We start from the raw sequence: 15490 nt of genomic DNA on the forward strand, positions 1-15490 counted from the left end.
CAGGTGTGTCGTATGCGGGGCCTGACAGGAGTGAGACTCTGCCGCAACACGACGGGGCAAGGCAATTCCGAGTTGCGTGTGAAAGCTCACATCCCGTTTGACGCGGGAGATTCACAGAAAAGGCCACACGCGAAGGCGCCGCCCGGCTAGGCTCTTCGCCTTTCCGGTCGGCGCCAACTACTGCGTAACCACCCCTGTTTGGGGCGGGACGGTCAGATCTGCCCGTCTTCGAGCATTTCGGTCACAAGAGCGGCGATCTGCGACCTCTCGGACCGGTTCAGGGTCACATGAGCGAAAAGCGGATGACCCTTCAGCTTCTCGACGACGGCGACGACTCCGTCGTACCGGCCGACCCTCAGGTTGTCCCGCTGCGCCACGTCATGGGTGAGAACCACCCGTGAATTGGCTCCGATACGGGACAGAACGGTAAGAAGTACGTTCCGTTCCAGCGACTGGGCCTCGTCGACGATCACGAACGCGTCGTGCAGCGAGCGGCCGCGGATGTGGGTGAGCGGCAGCACCTCCAGCATCCCGCGGGCGGTGACCTCCTCGATGACCTCCCGGCTGGTGACCGCCGACAGTGTGTCGAACACCGCCTGCGCCCAGGGGCTCATCTTCTCCGCCTCGGTGCCGGGCAGATAGCCGAGCTCCTGCCCGCCCACCGCGTACAGCGGCCGGAAGACCATCACCTTCTGGTGCTGACGGCGCTCCAGCACCGCCTCCAGACCCGCGCACAGCGCCAGCGCCGACTTGCCGGTGCCGGCCCGGCCGCCCATCGAGACGATCCCGACGTCCGGGTCGAGCAGCAGGTCCAGCGCGATCCGCTGCTCGGCGCTGCGGCCCTTGATGCCGAACGCCTCACGATCCCCGCGTACGACACGGACGTTGCCCTCGGCCGTGACCCGCCCGAGCGCCTTGCCGCGCTCCGACTGGATCATCAGGCCCGTGTGGACCGGCAGGTCGGCGGCCTCGGGGACGTAGACGTGCCCCTCCTCGAAGAGGATGTCCACCTGCTCGCCGGTCAGGGTCAGTTCGGACATGCCGGTCCAGCCGGAGGAGTCCGTGATGGCGAGTTCCGCACGGTACTCCTCGGCGAGGAGCCCGACGGAGGACGCCTTGATCCTGAGCGGGAGGTCCTTCGACACGACGGTGACGTCGAACCCCTCGGCCTGGAGATTGCGGGCGACCGCGAGGATGCGGGAGTCGTTGTCCCCCAGGCGGTAGCCGCTGGGCAGCACGCTGGGGTCCGAGTGATTGAGCTCGACACGGACGGTTCCGCCGAGGTCCCCGGTCGGGATGGGGGCATCGAGGCGGCCGTACCGCACCCGGTAGTCGTCGAGCAGGCGCAGGGCCTGCCGGGCGAAGTAGCCGAGTTCGGGATGGTTCCGCTTGGCCTCCAGTTCCGTCACCACGACGATGGGCAGCACGACCTCGTGCTCGTCGAAGCGGCTCAGGGCGTTCGGGTCGGCCAGCAGGACGCTGGTGTCGAGAACATAGGTGCGCCGGTCGGGCTTGTGGCGCTTTGTGCTGGTCACCACGGAAGGACGTACCCCCTCGGATGAGGTCGGGGAGCGACGGAGCGGAGCTGGACCGGTCGTCGGCCGCCCTGCACGGGCCGAGAACCGGCCCTCCGCCTCTTCGTCCGTGCTGTGACCGCACGATCGGGCTGGTGCAAAGGGCCTCCCGGGCGGACGGCCCCGTGCCGTCCGCTGAGATCCGACACCCGGGGTTCGGGCGTCGACCTGACTGGCTTATGCCCTCGAACGGGCGTCACCATGCCACGGCATATGACGGCGGGCCGGTGAACTCCGTGTTACGTGCGCCTTCGGGAGGGGTACCGGGGGGGGGTTGCGACCTGCGGTGTCCCGTGCGGTTGTGCGGTGACCCGTGCGGGTGATGCGTGGTGTCCGGCGGCCTGCGGGGCCGGGCGAAATCACGCGCCGCGGTTCAGCCGTTCAGCCGCCGTAGCGCCGGTGGCGTGCGGCGTAGTCGCGCATGGCGCGCAGGAAGTCGACCTTACGGAAGGCCGGCCAGAACACGTCACAGAAGTAGTACTCGGAGTGCGCCGTCTGCCAGAGCATGAATCCGGACAGCCGCTGCTCGCCGCTGGTACGGATCACCAGGTCGGGATCGGGCTGGTCGCTCGTGTAGAGGTGACGCCCGATCATGTCGATGTCGACGGCCTCGGCGAGTTCCTCCATCGAGGTGCCCCGGTCCTGGGCGTCGAGCAGCATGGAGCGCACGGCGTCGGCGATCTCCTGGCGGCCGCCGTAGCCGATGGCGACGTTGACCAGTATCCCGTCGACGTGCGCGGTGGTCTCCTCGGCCTCCTTCAGTACCGTCTGCATCCCGGAGGGCAGCAGGTCGGGCGTGCCCACGTGGTGCACGCGCCAGCGCCCGTCGGCGGCCAGGGTGCGCACGACGTCCTCGATGATGCCGAGCAGGGGGACGAGCTCCTCCTGCGGCCGGTCGAAGTTGTCCGTGGACAGCAGCCACAGGGTGACGACCTCGACGTCCGTCTCGGTGCACCAGCCGAGGAACTCCTCGATCTTCTCGGCACCGGCCCGGTGTCCGTGGACGGTGCTCGAACCGGCGGCCTTCGCCCAGCGCCGGTTGCCGTCCATGATGACGCCGATGTGCTTGGGCACCTGAGCGTGGTCCAGGTGGCCTTCCACCCGGCGTGCGTACAGCCTGACCAGCAGGCCACGCAGCTTGTCGCGCAGGTTCACGTGATTGTCAGCCCCTCCGTACGGATCGGACAGGCCGCGGCGTGCGGCCCGGTCGTGGCCGCGGGCGGTCCCTGCCCCTGTGGCAGTCCCCGAAGGCGAAGCCTACCCTCGCTGCCGCCGTGGGCCGCCCACGGGTGCGGAACGCAGAATTCCGGCCGGTGTTCGGGTCGGTCGTGGCGCACAAAAAAACGGGCCGGTCCGTGGGGGGGATACGGACCGGCCCGAGGGGGGGCTTCCACCATAACCCTTCGTAAGTGATGCTGCGTGCATCGGCGTGCCACAACTACTCTCCGGAGCCGCCCGGCGACGCCGCGATGTCCGCGGAACCTCTCATTCACGGCCTTCTCCTGGCCGAAACGCAGCCCCTGCGCAGGAGAATCGTGCGCCCTGAGGCGGGATCCGGCGGATGTGCCGCACCTTGGGGCCCCTTCGCCGGCTTGCCCCCCGCATCCCCCCGGCGGGTGACGCCGGCCGTGAACGCCCGCTTGACCCCGCAAACGCCTCGATCCCGAGGCCCTGGCACCGCGCAGCCCCCTCCACTGCGCGGTACCGCCCGCGCAGCGTGGTTTGCTCACGCGAATTACCTTGGTCTGAACTTACGCGAATCGCGACGCGGAGGCGAGCCACAGGCGATAACGATGTGAAAACCCTCGGCAGGAGATGCGCAAGGGGAGTGGGCGAAAGGGGTGACCCAGGAAGAGATTTAGGTCAGTTCCTGTCCGCTATGGCGTCTAGCGTCGTGCCATGACGACGATCTCGAGGATCACGTGGGACGCGGCGAGCGCACGACGGACCGAGCGGCAGTTCCTGGCCGCTCCGGACGAGCCGGCCGGGGGCGGGACGTCGGTCGCCGAGGTGGTCGGGGCGATGATGGGGGCGCACGCGCAGGTGCTGTCGGCGGCCGAGGTGTCGGTGGGCATGCGGACGTCCGAGCTGACGCGGGCGGACGTCCGGACGGCACTCTGGGGCGAAGGGTCGCTGGTCAAGACGTACGGCCCGCGCGGAACGGTACATCTCCTTCCGGCGCGGGAACTCCCCCTCTGGTCGGCCGCGTTGACCGCGATCCCGACCCGGCCGAGCCCCATGCCGCCCGACGTGCGGCTCACCGAGGAACAGGCCGCCCAGGTCGTGGCCGCGATCGGGGAGGCGCTCGATGGCGCGTGCCTGACGCTCGACGAACTGACCGAGGAGATCGTCGCGCGGACGGGCCCGTGGGCCGGCGACCGCGTGATGCCGGCCTTCCAGGACCTGTGGCCACGCTGGCGGCAGGTGCTGCACCGGGCGGGCTGGGCGGGCACGCTGTGCTTCGGCCCGAACCGCGGCCGGAAGGCGACGTACACGCGGCCGACGGTCACGGGGGCGGCCGGGGGCACGGACGGGGCGTCGGGGGCGTCGGGGAGGGGCGAGGCGTTGGGCACCGGTGAGGCGTTGGGGACGTTCGTACGTCGTTATCTGTATGCGTATGGGCCGGCGACCCCGCAGCACTTCGCGAAGTGGCTGGCGGCGCCGACCGGCTGGGCCGGAACCGTGTTCCGGGAGCTGGCCGCGGCGGGCGGCATCGAGGAGGTCGACTTCGAGGGCACGCGGGCGTGGGTGGCCGCGGGTGACACCGACTTCCCCGACGAACCCGTGCGGGGGGTGCGGCTGCTGCCGTACTTCGACGCCTACGTCATCGCCGCGCAGCCCCGCGAACGGCTGTTCCCCGGTGCGGCCTACGAGCGTGCCCTGGCGGGCGGCCAGGCGGGCAACTATCCCGTGCTGCTGGTCGACGGTGTGGTGGCGGGCGTCTGGCACCAGCGGCGCCAGGGCCGTCGTACGACCGTCACGGTCGAGCCACTCGTCCGGCTGACGGCACGGCAGGAACGGGAGCTGGCTGAGCAGGCGGAGCGGGTGGGTGAAGTGCTGGAGACGAAGGCGGAGGTGGTGGTGGGGGCGGTCAGGGTGGGCCCGCATGCGTGAGCACGCTTGTGGTGTGTGCCTGATCAGAGCCGGTGGGGTCCCGGCTTGCGTACGTCGAAGAGGTGGCGGGTGCTGTGGGCCACGAAGGGCCCTTCGTCCTGGATCCTCCGATGCAACGCACGGAGCTGCGGCTCGTACGCCGCGACGGTGAAGCCGGGCACCATCCACACCACCTTCCGCAGGAAGTGCACGACCGCGCCGATGTCGTGGAACTCCATGCGGAGCCGCTCGGCCCGCAGACCGACGACGTCGAGCCCCGCGGCCTCGGCGTCGGCCCGCTCGCGCTCGGGGTGACGACCTGCACGCACCTCGGCGGGCTGGGGTCCGAGGAAGTGCTCGACGAGCTCGAAGACACTGGCCGGCCCCACGTGCTGGGCGAAGTACGTCCCTCCGGGCTGGAGGACGCGGGCGATCTCGTCCCAGTGCGGACGGACGGGATGCCGGCTCACGACCAGGTCGAAGGCGGCGTCGGCGAAGGGCAGCGGGGCGTCCTCGGGTGCGGCGACGACCGCGACCCCGCGCGGACGGAGCAGGGCGGTCGCCTTGGCGACGTTCGGTGGCCAGCCCTCGGTGGCGACGGTGAGCAGGGGCCGCTTCGGGGCACTGGCGAGAGCGAAGTCCAGCACTTCCCCGCCGCCGGTCTGGATGTCGAGCACGGCACTCGCCCGTCCCAGCCGCGTGGCCGTCGACGTCGCGTACCCCCAGGAGGGCCGCGCCTCGGTGGCCCTCCCCTCGAACCAGGAGAAGTCCCAGCCTTCGGTGGGGACGGAGGCGCCTTCGGCGACGAGGTCCTCGAAAGAGCGGTGCACCTGTTACGCCAGAACGAGCAGGACATGCTCGTTCTCTCCGTACTGGACGGTGCCGGCGGGACGGAAGCCGTGCTTCTCGAGGAGACGTACGGAACCGGTGTTACCGCTGAAGGGGTCGGCGTGCAGGGGCCGGTTCTTCTCCCGCTCCAGGAAGAGTTCCAGAGCCCGGCTGCCGATGCCGCGCCCCCAGTACGCGCGGCCGAGCCAGTACCCCAGGAAGCGGCGGTCCCCGTCCCACCAGGCGACGACGTTGCCGGCGACGGCACCGTCCACGGTCACGGTCTGCACGAAGTTGGTGTCGTCCCCGAGGACCCGCTCCTTCCAGTGCGTCATGAAGGCCTCCCGCGGCCGGGGCGTGAACCTCGATCGCCGGGCTGCCTCGGGATCCTGCTCGTAGGCACAGAACGCTTCGAGATCGTCTTCCACGACATCACGCAGCCGTACGTCTTCGACAGTCATGCCGATGAGTGTGGCACCGGGCACTGACAACGGCTCCGCGGAAGCCGTCGCGCCCGGGGGCCCCACGGAACGAGCGGCCGTACGTCCTCGGCGGCGAACCGCACGAGATCCTCGGGGTCGGGTCGTCACACACGCGTGATCTGTACGGATGGTCCCTTGGGCCAGTCAGGTGGAGACACGGGCTCCGGCACGGCGGGCCCGCTCCAGTGCTTCGGGAGAAACGCTGTGGCGTCGCCGATCTTGCCGGTGCGGTACCGGGCCTTCTGCTCGTGCTCCTCGGTAAGACTCTTCGCCTTGCCGAGGATCTTGTCGAGTTCGGCCTGGGCCTCTTCCACCGCGGTGTTCGCGTGGGTGAGCGCCTTCTGGGCGTTGTCGTGGCGAGCGCCCTTCTTCTCCAGGCCCGGGGCGTTCTCGGCCTTGCTCGCACGGCCCTTCGCGGCGTCCAGGACTGCTCGGGCGTCCTTCGCGTCCTTTTCCAGGCGCTGGGCGCGGCGCTGGAAGTCGTCGAGTTCGCCCTCCCAGCGATCCAACTGTCTGGCGGCCTTGCGGATGGAGTGGGCGGCGTTCTTGAGGTTGAGGGGCAGCGTCCCGCCGTCCAGTTCCTCCCGGAAGGCGACGGCCGCGTCTCCCTTCCAGTAGCTGCCGTCCATCAACTTGGTGACCGGGCCGTGGCTTTCCTCCAGGACCTTGGTGCAGTTCGCGAGCTTCTTGTGCAGCTCGCGAACCGTGTCCGTGCTGCCCGGCCCGGGATAGAAACCCAGGTGCGGGTAGTCGGGGTTCGGGATGCGCCTGCCCGACTGGAGGCCTTGCGGCTTGTCGAGGTCCGCGTTGTACCGGGGATCGGCAGCAGTGCCGGGGCGCTCGGAACCAGCGGTGTACGTCATTTCGAACCCGCCGACCCGCCCTTGCCGTTCCGGGCCTTCTTCAGCGCCTCCTCCAGCGCCTTGTCCACCTCGTTGTAGCTGTCCTTGCTCTGACCGATGATCTTGGCGAGGTCCTCGGTCTGCTCGCCGATCTGCTCGGTTCCGTACTTCCAGTCCTCCTGGAAGCTCTGGCACGCGGCGTCCAGGTCGTCCGTGCCCAGTCCGGTCACCGAGGCGTCACTCAACGCCTTGTGCAGTCCCTTCAGGGAACTGCCCGATTTCCGCAGCAACTTCATGAAGTGCGCGAGCTCATCGTCGTCAACGGCCAGCCGCTCGTCAGCGGTTGACGGCCTGGACCTCCTGCACGGCCACGTTCTGCGTGGCGCCGAAGGAGCCGTCGGGGAGGTCACCGCCCGCGCCGCCGGTGCCGGTCCACTGGATCTCCCAGGTGACGGTGGCCTGGAGCGGGAACGTGCCGTCGCCCGAGGAGCGCAGGTACTTCACTCCGCAGGGCGGGGTCTGGTCCGCCTTGCCCTTGGCGTACGGCTCGCCGATGCGGCCGTTGTTGATTTCGCAGACGCCGGAGGCCGGGTAGGTCACGGCGTCCTTGGTGCCCGGTTCGATCCTGAGCGACACCGGTTCGGCCGTCGCGGTCGCCTGGATGCCGAGCACCGGTACGGACGCGGTGACGGAGACCGGCTTGAACTCGGCGGCGTCCAGCCAGGCCCAGGTCGGCAGGTTGACCTTGGTCGCCTCGGCGGGGGCCAGGGTCACCTCGGTGCTGGGGACGCGGATCTCGGCGTAGGCGAGTTCGGCGAGGATCTCCGGGGTGACGGCGTTCTCGATGCCGGCGGGCGGCGGGTCACCGAGGTCCACCCAGAAAGGGGGCTCCTTGCAGGAATCCCACCCAGGGGGAAAGTCCTCGTCGACGTACGAGTCCCAGAAGTAGCCCTTGCCGGTCTTGTCCTTGTTGAAGTCCTTGTACGGGTGTCCCTTGACGTAGCGGTTGCGCTGCTCGGCGTCCCACTCGTAGCCGGTCGAACCGGCATCCCAGATCGGCTCCAGGGTTTTCTGCAGCTGCTCGGGGGTGTACTTGGGGGCGTACCAGCAGGGCGGAGGCGTCCAGGACGTGGCCGACGTCAGCGCGCCTGCGGAGTTGCCGCTGCCATTCTTGGAACGGTCGAAGACGACGCCGCCTGCGGTGACGGAAAGGGTGCCGTCCTTACCGGCGTTGGCCCCCTGCTCGGTGCCCTGCGTGCCGTCACCCAGCGTGTCGTCAGCGTGGGCCACGCCGGGGAAAACAAGGAGGGACCAGCACGCGCCGGCTATGACCAGCGTCGAGAGCGTCGGCGACGGACGCGTCAGGGCTGGCACTTGGGACTCCCGCTCTGCGAAACGATCTTCTGGATCGTCCAGACACCCTTGTCGTTCTTCTTGAGCGACGTGTGGTAGATGACATAGCTCTTGGCCGTGACCTTCGTCTTCTTGACCTTGTCGGTCTTGATGTACTTCACATACGCCTTGCCCTGGTCCTCGCAGTAGCTGAGGGACGCCGTTCCGTCCTTGTCGACTGCTACTTGGGGGGCGTAGAAGCGGTAGGCGCCGGTGATGGCGGCCTCGTGATCGACGTAGTTCTGAATGAACTTCTGCGTGGTGGCGGCGGCTTCGCCCTCGTAGTAGTAGAGGTACGGCTTGTCGAGCGCGTTCTGGTTGACGATCGCCAAGTCCACAGCCTTGATGGACTGCTCGCTGTCCGACAGGATCGCGTCCTTCTCCTTGTCCCCGGTCTTGGGCCAGTCGAAGGTGTAGGAAAGGTCGGACGGCGGGTCGATCTTCGGACGTTCGGCGGAGGCCGGGCCGGATGCAGTGGGAGAGGCCGAACTCTCGCTTCCCGTGTCGGCTCCCGCGATCTTGTCGCTGTCCTTGCTCTTGGAGCTGTCATCGCTCCCGCACGCGGACAGCGTCAGGGCCGCGGCGGCGGTCAGCGTGAGCGCTGCGAGGAGGGTGGGGCGGCGGTTCACGGTCGGCTCCCGGTAAGAGGCGAGGCTTCTCTTGAGCGAACCAAAGCTATACAGCGGTGTAGAGCCGCACCAGGGTGAAGGTTGTCAACGGGCGGGGTGTATGGGGAGGAATCGGCGATTCGTCGATCAGTTTCAGCCGTAACGGTTGCATAACGCGCCATTCCATCCGTCAGGGGCGCTGTCGGTGCCGGGCGTTTCAGTCATGAACCAGCAAAGGAGGCCGGGGGCATGGGCCCGTGGGCCCATGTGGGACCTACGCCTCTGCGGCTAGGTTCGGTGTTCGGACAGCCGGTGGTCAGGTGGCACGCACGGTCGGAGGTGGGCGGGCATGGGGCGGCGCTGGCGGGACGGACGCGGGGAGTTGGTCGTGCACGGGGGTGGTGAAGGGCCGTCTGCCACTGTTCCTTTGGAGATCGCCACCTCCTATCGCGCCCGGACGAAGGGTCTGTTGGGGCGGGACTCCGTCGACGGGGCGATCCTGCTCTCCCCCGCCAACAGCGTGCACACCTTCCGGATGCGGATGCCGATCGATGTCGCCTATCTCGATCGTGACCTTCGCGTCATCGCCGTACGGACCATGCGGCCGGGGCGGTTGGGTATGCCGCGACTGCGTGCCCGGCATGTGGTGGAGGCCGAGGCAGGGGCGATGGCGGGGTGGGGGGTACGGGACGGTGCGCTGGTCGAGGTCATCACGTAGCGAAGGCCCGTTCCCTTCCACGCCGGCCCGAGTCGGCTTCGCCCTCGGCGCGACGGGCCGGGCACTACCTGGTTCGTCGTCCGACGCACACAGCCGGGCGCGGACGCACGCTGCTGACGAGGTCGCCAGCCAGTAGAACGGGAACGCCCCAACGCCATGGCCAGGCGCCGAGCGAGTTCCGGCTCAGCCGGTGCCTCGTTGACCAGGGCTTCCACGGCCTCCGCCAGGGCCTCGCCCGAGCGACGTGGGCGGAACCGGCGGCCCGGCCGACAGCAGGTCGTAGCTCATCGGTAGGTCCCGTCGCTCCACCGGTCGAAGAGCATGCCCTGTGCCGCTTCCGCGTTCTCCCAACTCGCCGGACCGTCCGGCTTCCCCGACAGGCGCTCCAGTGCCGCCCTGGCCTCTGGGCCGCCCATCGCCCCCAGCAGGTCGATGGCCGAGTCGGCACCGATGTCCGCGCTCACGCAACGCTCCGCCAGTCCCACCGCCCAGTCGGCCAAGCGGCCCGGGTCAGGATCGAGAGCCAGCCAGCGGAAGACCGAGTCGGCGATGTCGTCCCGCAGTGACGGGATCATGGCCAGCATCGCCGCTTCGACATGCCGTACGACGTGCGACTGCAGCGCACAAGGCTGCGGTCGGCTCTGCCACGCGCGCACCAGCTCGTCCACACCGGACCATGTCACGTCGCTCGTGCGGGGCATGCTCTTCCCGACAGCTTGGTGGAACTCCTCCCACACGTGCCACAACAGGCCGGGCGACGGTGGCTGAGGAACGTTGGGAGCCAGTTCCGGGTCGTCCAGGACTACGGTCATCACCCGCCGGGCTTCGTCCAGTCGCTCGTCGGTGCGGGGCAGTTCCGCGATCCGGCTCCAGTCACACTCGTCCCACGGCTGGGGGAGGGACCGCAGCGCGTGGGGCAGGACGTGGTCACCCTCCGGATCGCGCCACCGCTCCACCTGCGGGTCCCACATTTCCTCGGCATTCGGTTCCCTGTCCGACTCGCTCATCCCTGTCGGTCCTCAGTCCGACACGAGCTGGAGGACAGCCGTACCGTCCTCCCCTGCCGCCGCCTGGATCACCACCGCGTCCGGCTGGGGACTCGGCCGCGCGGCGTCTCCGAGGCCACCGCACGAGTTTCCGCTGCCGTTGCTGCGGAGGACGGTGATGCAGCCCTGCCCCGGGCCGCTCACGCTGCCCTTGGACTGGCCGTTGCCCGACTTCACCGTGTACGCGACGGTGTTCGGGCCGACCTCGGTGACGGACAGGGTGGCCGGGCCGCGCGGACCCTTGAAGGGGATCTTCACCGGCTCGGAGACCGCGATCTCGCAGTTGCCGTCCGCGCAGGCGGTGATGTCATGGCCGTCCGCAACCGATACCGAGGGCTTGGGCGTGGGCTCGGGTCGTCTCGGGGGATCGGCCTTTGACGGCCGCTCACCGGGTGCGGACGACGCCTTCGCGGGCTCGTCCGAGCCGCTTCCGCAGCCGGCCGCCGCCGTCAGGACGATCAGTGCGGCGAGTACGACTCCGGTTCTGCCCAGTACGCGTGCTTCCGTCCCGGCCATGGTGTTCCCCCGTGTGCTGTGCTCCGACGTGCCTTCCTGGTCACTCCACACCGTGGAGTCTGGTCAGCCTTGCCCTATTGCGTGCCGTTCACCGATTCGGGCCATCCGCGTTGGACCCCGAGGCCTCCGAGCGCGCTCCGCTTCACTTCGGGCAACGATACGCGTGGTCTGCCAGACCCCGTCGCTGTTCTTCCCCAGCCGCGTGCGTCCACGCGGCAAGCCGTGTCCTCATCGCTACCGACCGCTCCAGACGGCATCTGACGGAGCGTCCGTCAGGCACAGCGACCCAGTAGGCGCTCGACAGGCCGGGTTCCGGCGAGTGGAGGACGGAGCTTCTCTGGTCTCCGTCCGCGTCGGCCAGGTAGCCGCCCCGGTCCGGCAGTGCCAGCACGTCCGCCAGGGCTCCTCGCAGACTCTCCGGGTCCAGCTCCGCGACGGTGAAGAGGTTCCCGATCACTGGGCGTCTTCGGGGAACCCGTCCGCGGAACCGGTTACCCCGGCGAACAGCACTACCGGCTCCTCTTTGTCCTCATGGCCGACGCTCGCAGCGACCAGCCGGTCGCCGACCCGCCAGTACAGGAGGTCGCCGAAGTATCCGCAATCGCACAGTTCCCGGAAGAAGGGCGGGAGTTCGTCGTCGTCCGGGTCCAGGAAGGCGTAGGCGTATTCCTCCATGGACATGGACGCGTGCGGACCCCACCGGGCGTCCAACGCCGCTGCCAGGTCTTTCAGCTCTCCCTCGAACTCCTCGCTGATCCGCACGAGTTCGTCCCAGTCGTCGTTCGGCGGAGCGAAGTCGCGGCTCTCGCGCAGGGTCACGAGGTGGTAGGTGTCGCCGCCGGTCAGGGGGCGGGCCAGGAGTTCGTCGATTCGGGCGATGTACTGCTGCACGCTCACTGAAGGGCACTCGATCTTTCGTCGTTCACCGCTGCCTCCTGCTCGGCGATCGGGCCGTCACTGACGACAGTCGCGATGATCATGGACACATCGCCGTCGCGCTGGTTCTCATCACAGCTTGGCGACCGTCGCCGGTACGGGCATGGGTTCCAGGGCGCCGCTCTCGGCGAGGGTCCTGTGGGCTGCGAGGACTGTTTCGGTGGCCGGAGTCTCGCCGGGGTTCGCCGCAAGGTCCAGGACGATGCCGCCGTGCTCGGTGGGCAGCCGCCGGGCCACGAAGTCGCCGGGGACGCGCGCGGCGCGGTTCTCGGAGAGGTGGACCGACCAGCCACAGCGGGGCGCGGAGGCCGGCAGGCCGTAGGTCGCCTTTACGATCTTGAACAGCTCACGATTGTAGGCAAGGCCGGTGTCCGGGTCCCAGGCCCCCGCGAGCGCGGCGAGCGTCTCGGCGACACGGCCCGCGAGCGGAGGTTCCGGTGCCCCGGGCCCAGGGAAGAGTTTCACGATCGCGAAGAACGGACTGTGCTCGTTCGTGCCGCCCGCCGAGATCCACACCTGGACGTAGCCACCGTCCTGGCGGCGTCCGACCACGTGGGCTGTCCAACCGATGATGTCGGCGTCGTCATGCGTGTTTGCCGCCTGGAGCGCCGTCGCGAACTCCCCCGAGCTCCGGGGCACCAGCGGGCCGGGGGCGTCATCGTCCACGTCCCAACGCCACTCCGTCAGCTCGCCGTCGGAGAGTTCCGTCAGTCGAGCGAGGAGATCCAGCCAGCGTTCCGCCTGCTGCTGCGGTGTCTCGGGCCTGACCCACCAGTGCACAGCAACCGTCACTGCACTCACGATCCGCACTCCTGCCTCTCACTTCTCCCACGGCGTGTGCTTGACGACCACCTCGATACCAGCTTCGTCGAAGGCTTCCTCCGCCGCCTCGGCCACCGCCTCGTTGGAGAAGTTCCACTCGACCGGCTTCCCGTTCGCCGCACTCAGTTGCCGCCGCGCCTGCTCGACGAACTTGTTCGCCTGAGCGGGTTCGAGCGTGCCGTCCGCCCGCACCTTGTCGCCGTAGCCGAACTTCGCCTCGACGTAAGTCTGCCGTGACGAGTCCCAGCCGTCGAAGTCGACATCCCTGCCGGTCTTCGGGTCCTTGACGGCGTACTCCTTGCCGCGCTTCACCTTGGAGACCTGCTCCTGGTAGCGCATCCACACCTCTGTCTTCGGCCAGTACGCCACCGCCTTCTTGGCCTTCCACTGGCCGTCGCCGCCGTCCTTGGAGCCCTTCCGCGGGTTCTTCAGGTCGTTGTACCAGGACGGCTTCTTCCACTTGGCGACCTTCTTGCGGCTTTCTTCCTTCTTGGCCTCCTTCTCGGCCTTCTGGGCCGCCTCGGCCTGCTTGCGGGCTTCCTCCGCCTGTTTCCTGGCCTCTTCGTCGCAGCCGCCTTCGGCCAGCACGACATAGGGGGAGCGGGACCCGCCGGCGGCGAGGACCGTGGTGCCGCCGCCGGCGGACCCGGTCAGACCCGGGACGTCGCCGTACGGGACACGGCGGCCGGGAGCGGAAGCAATGGTGCAGCCGGATTTCCTCGCCCTCTCCTCGGCTGCGTCCGCCGCCTCGTCGGCCTCCTTCGCCGCCTTCGCGGCGGCGTCGGCGTCACCGGCCTTGGCCGCCTTCTTGGCGTCCTCCGCCGCCTTCGCGGCGTTCTCGGTGAACTTGCCGAGTTTGCCCAGCTTGCCGAGTTTGCCAAGTTTCTGAACGATCTTGGCTTCGCCGTAGCCGGGGATGAAGAGCGAGCCGACGTTCCAGGCGACGTTGGTGACCGCACGGGTCTTCTCGCCGTTGTTCCACTGGTCGCGGACCTCGTCGCCCACGAACGTGTCGTCCAGGACCTTGACACCCGTGTTCCACGACGCGCCGCCCCAGTCGGTGAGCGCGTCGAGGTAGTCGCCGTTCTCCCACTTCTCGCCCGCGTCCTTGGCGTCCTCGGACCACTGGTCGCCCAGAGAACTGCCGTAGTCCTTCAGGCCCTCCCACGCCTCACCCGGGTTGGTGACCGTGTCCCAGATGCCGGTGACGTCACCCCAGATGCCGTCGACGAACAGGCCCTGCCCCACCTGCTTGAACTGGTCCCCCACACAGCCGAAGAAGGCCCCGACGCCGGAGGTGCAGCCGTCGTCGCCGCCTTCGTCACCGCTGTCCCCAGCGGCCTGCTCGTCCTCTTCCCATCCGGGCTCGTCCTCAGCTGCGTCGTTCTTCTCCTCGTCGGTCTCCTCGGGGTACGAGACGCTGGTGTCCTCGCGGCCCTGCGAGGCGGAGCCGTTCTCTACGCCCTCCCCGCCGACTTGGCCGCCCGAGCCGGACCCGGGGGTGTCCTGGCCTGCGGAATCGGCTCCGCCAGGCCCGTTTCCGCCGGCGCCGTCGTTCCCGGTAGCGCCGTTGTCTGTGCCGCCGCTCCCGGTGCCGCCGTCAGCGGATCCGCCGTCCTCGGCGCCTTGGCCGGCCTCGGCCTGACCGCCCTGGCCCCGACCGCTCTGGCCCTGGCCGCCCTGGCCCTGGCCGCCCTGGCCCTGGCCGGCTGCGCCGTCACCGTCGGTCCCGTCCGCGCCGTCGCCGGCCTGAACCTCCTCGCCGCCGTTTCCTGTTTCCGCCGGGCACCCCGTGCCCGTGACCTTGCACACCGCCGACTGAATGCCGGTGGATATCTGCGTCCCCAGGCCGCTGACCAGCAGAGCGACGATGATCGCCGCGACCACGGCCACCAGTCCCGTGTACTCCACCGCCGTCTGGCCCTCGTCCCGGCGCCAGCGGATCATCCGGGCCAGGGAGAAGGGGCGGCGTTCGGCCCTGGCCGACTCGGGGAGGCGGTACCAGTCGCGGCTGTCCCCGCGGGTGAGGAAGTAGAGGATCAACGCGGGGAGGAAGAGCTGGGTGTAGCCGCGCGGTGATCCGTCGGTGATGCTGGATATCGAGCCGAGGATCAGCCAGATCTGTACGGCGATCAGCCCACCCCTGATCCTGGCTCCGCCCTCCCAGGTACGCCGGGCCAACCACCAGCCGACTGCTCCTGGGGCGGCGGCGTAGGCCGTCAGGGCGAGCACGCCGCCGTCCAGGGCGTCGTACGAGGCCGCGGTGAGCAGGAGGCCGAGGCCGCCGACGACCGTGACCGCGAAGAGGGTGTGGACGAGGACCAGCGCCGTCGCGAGCGAGCGCGGCATGTCCCTCCGCCCGCCAGGCCCCGACGGCCCCCCGGCCCCGAACTCCGGCGCTCCCCCGATCGAGGCCATGTCCCCCCACCTTCGCTCTACGACACGGCCCGAGGGTAGGAAGGGGCCGGCGGGACGGGATGGGCCCGTGGCCCCAAAACGGGGCCCAAATGGCGGGACTTGTCGCTCGAGTACGCCGCCGCCGCGTGCGTAGGCCCGAGCGCCGTGGTGCGGAAGCACGGCCCACATGCGCGTCCCGCCGCCCGGCTCGCGCGCCTGGTGTCGCAGGCAGCCGC

The 15490-nt window shown here is 69.3% G+C and carries 15 protein-coding genes; 2 read left to right on the plus strand and 13 right to left on the minus strand.

The annotated features are described in order from the left end of the window. Positions 1-212: 212 nt before the first annotated feature. Both SCNRRL3882_RS14330 and SCNRRL3882_RS14340 read right to left on the minus strand, forming a co-directional pair. Positions 213-1538, minus strand: a complete 1326-nt coding sequence (locus SCNRRL3882_RS14330) for a PhoH family protein (protein WP_010045852.1) — start codon at positions 1536-1538, stop codon at positions 213-215. Positions 1539-1955: 417 nt separating this feature from the next. Next, complete coding sequence (locus tag SCNRRL3882_RS14340) at positions 1956-2729, minus strand: isoprenyl transferase (protein ID WP_010045850.1); 774 nt, start codon at positions 2727-2729, stop codon at positions 1956-1958. Positions 2730-3473: 744 nt separating this feature from the next. On the opposite strand from SCNRRL3882_RS14340, the gene SCNRRL3882_RS14345 reads away from it, so the two are divergent. Continuing rightward, complete coding sequence (locus SCNRRL3882_RS14345; RefSeq protein WP_010045847.1) at positions 3474-4688, plus strand: winged helix DNA-binding domain-containing protein; 1215 nt, start codon at positions 3474-3476, stop codon at positions 4686-4688. Between the two features lie 23 nt (positions 4689-4711). Here SCNRRL3882_RS14345 and SCNRRL3882_RS14350 read toward each other — a convergent pair whose 3' ends face one another. From SCNRRL3882_RS14350 to SCNRRL3882_RS14375, 6 genes are all read right to left on the minus strand, one after another. Further along, positions 4712-5497, minus strand: coding sequence for a class I SAM-dependent methyltransferase (locus SCNRRL3882_RS14350; RefSeq protein WP_010045846.1), 786 nt, complete (start codon positions 5495-5497; stop codon positions 4712-4714). Positions 5498-5500: 3 nt separating this feature from the next. Continuing rightward, positions 5501-5956, minus strand: a complete 456-nt coding sequence (locus tag SCNRRL3882_RS14355) for a GNAT family N-acetyltransferase (protein WP_040904044.1) — start codon at positions 5954-5956, stop codon at positions 5501-5503. A gap of 125 nt (positions 5957-6081) precedes the next feature. Further along, complete coding sequence (locus SCNRRL3882_RS14360; RefSeq protein WP_010045844.1) at positions 6082-6840, minus strand: putative T7SS-secreted protein; 759 nt, start codon at positions 6838-6840, stop codon at positions 6082-6084. Further along, positions 6837-7115, minus strand: a complete 279-nt coding sequence (locus SCNRRL3882_RS14365) for a hypothetical protein (protein WP_010045843.1) — start codon at positions 7113-7115, stop codon at positions 6837-6839. The genes SCNRRL3882_RS14360 and SCNRRL3882_RS14365 overlap by 4 nt, the downstream gene beginning before the upstream one ends. 40 nt (positions 7116-7155) lie before the next feature. Then, positions 7156-8109, minus strand: coding sequence for a hypothetical protein (locus tag SCNRRL3882_RS14370; RefSeq protein ID WP_010045841.1), 954 nt, complete (start codon positions 8107-8109; stop codon positions 7156-7158). Positions 8110-8180: 71 nt separating this feature from the next. Continuing rightward, on the minus strand, positions 8181-8840 hold the full coding sequence (locus SCNRRL3882_RS14375) for a hypothetical protein (RefSeq protein ID WP_010045840.1): 660 nt from the start codon (positions 8838-8840) through the stop codon (positions 8181-8183). Between the two features lie 328 nt (positions 8841-9168). Between SCNRRL3882_RS14375 and SCNRRL3882_RS14380 the strand changes: the two genes are divergently transcribed. Next, complete coding sequence (locus SCNRRL3882_RS14380) at positions 9169-9537, plus strand: DUF192 domain-containing protein (protein WP_010045839.1); 369 nt, start codon at positions 9169-9171, stop codon at positions 9535-9537. Positions 9538-9821: 284 nt separating this feature from the next. Here the strand turns inward: SCNRRL3882_RS14380 and SCNRRL3882_RS14385 are convergent, their stop codons facing one another. The 5 genes from SCNRRL3882_RS14385 to SCNRRL3882_RS14405 all read right to left on the minus strand — a co-directional run bounded on the left by SCNRRL3882_RS14385 (position 9822) and on the right by SCNRRL3882_RS14405 (position 15206). Then, the gene (locus SCNRRL3882_RS14385) at positions 9822-10544 is read right to left on the minus strand and encodes a hypothetical protein (protein ID WP_010045837.1); all 723 of its coding nucleotides are present in this window, start codon (positions 10542-10544) and stop codon (positions 9822-9824) included. A gap of 12 nt (positions 10545-10556) precedes the next feature. Beyond that, positions 10557-11099, minus strand: coding sequence for a hypothetical protein (locus tag SCNRRL3882_RS14390; RefSeq protein ID WP_010045836.1), 543 nt, complete (start codon positions 11097-11099; stop codon positions 10557-10559). Between the two features lie 453 nt (positions 11100-11552). After that, positions 11553-11996 carry a hypothetical protein gene (locus SCNRRL3882_RS14395; RefSeq protein ID WP_010045831.1) on the minus strand — a complete coding sequence of 148 codons (444 nt, stop codon included), beginning with the start codon at positions 11994-11996 and terminating at the stop codon, positions 11553-11555. A gap of 111 nt (positions 11997-12107) precedes the next feature. Next, a complete protein-coding gene (locus SCNRRL3882_RS14400; RefSeq protein WP_231911122.1) occupies positions 12108-12836 on the minus strand; it encodes a hypothetical protein in 729 nt (242 codons plus the stop codon). Between the two features lie 18 nt (positions 12837-12854). Beyond that, positions 12855-15206 (minus strand): Tox-REase-5 domain-containing protein, encoded by a 2352-nt coding sequence (locus SCNRRL3882_RS14405; protein ID WP_010045829.1) that lies wholly within the window; start codon positions 15204-15206, stop codon positions 12855-12857. Between the last annotated feature and the right edge of the window lie 284 nt (positions 15207-15490).

The sequence above is a fragment of the Streptomyces chartreusis NRRL 3882 genome, from assembly GCF_900236475.1.
Lineage (GTDB): Bacteria > Actinomycetota > Actinomycetes > Streptomycetales > Streptomycetaceae > Streptomyces > Streptomyces chartreusis_D.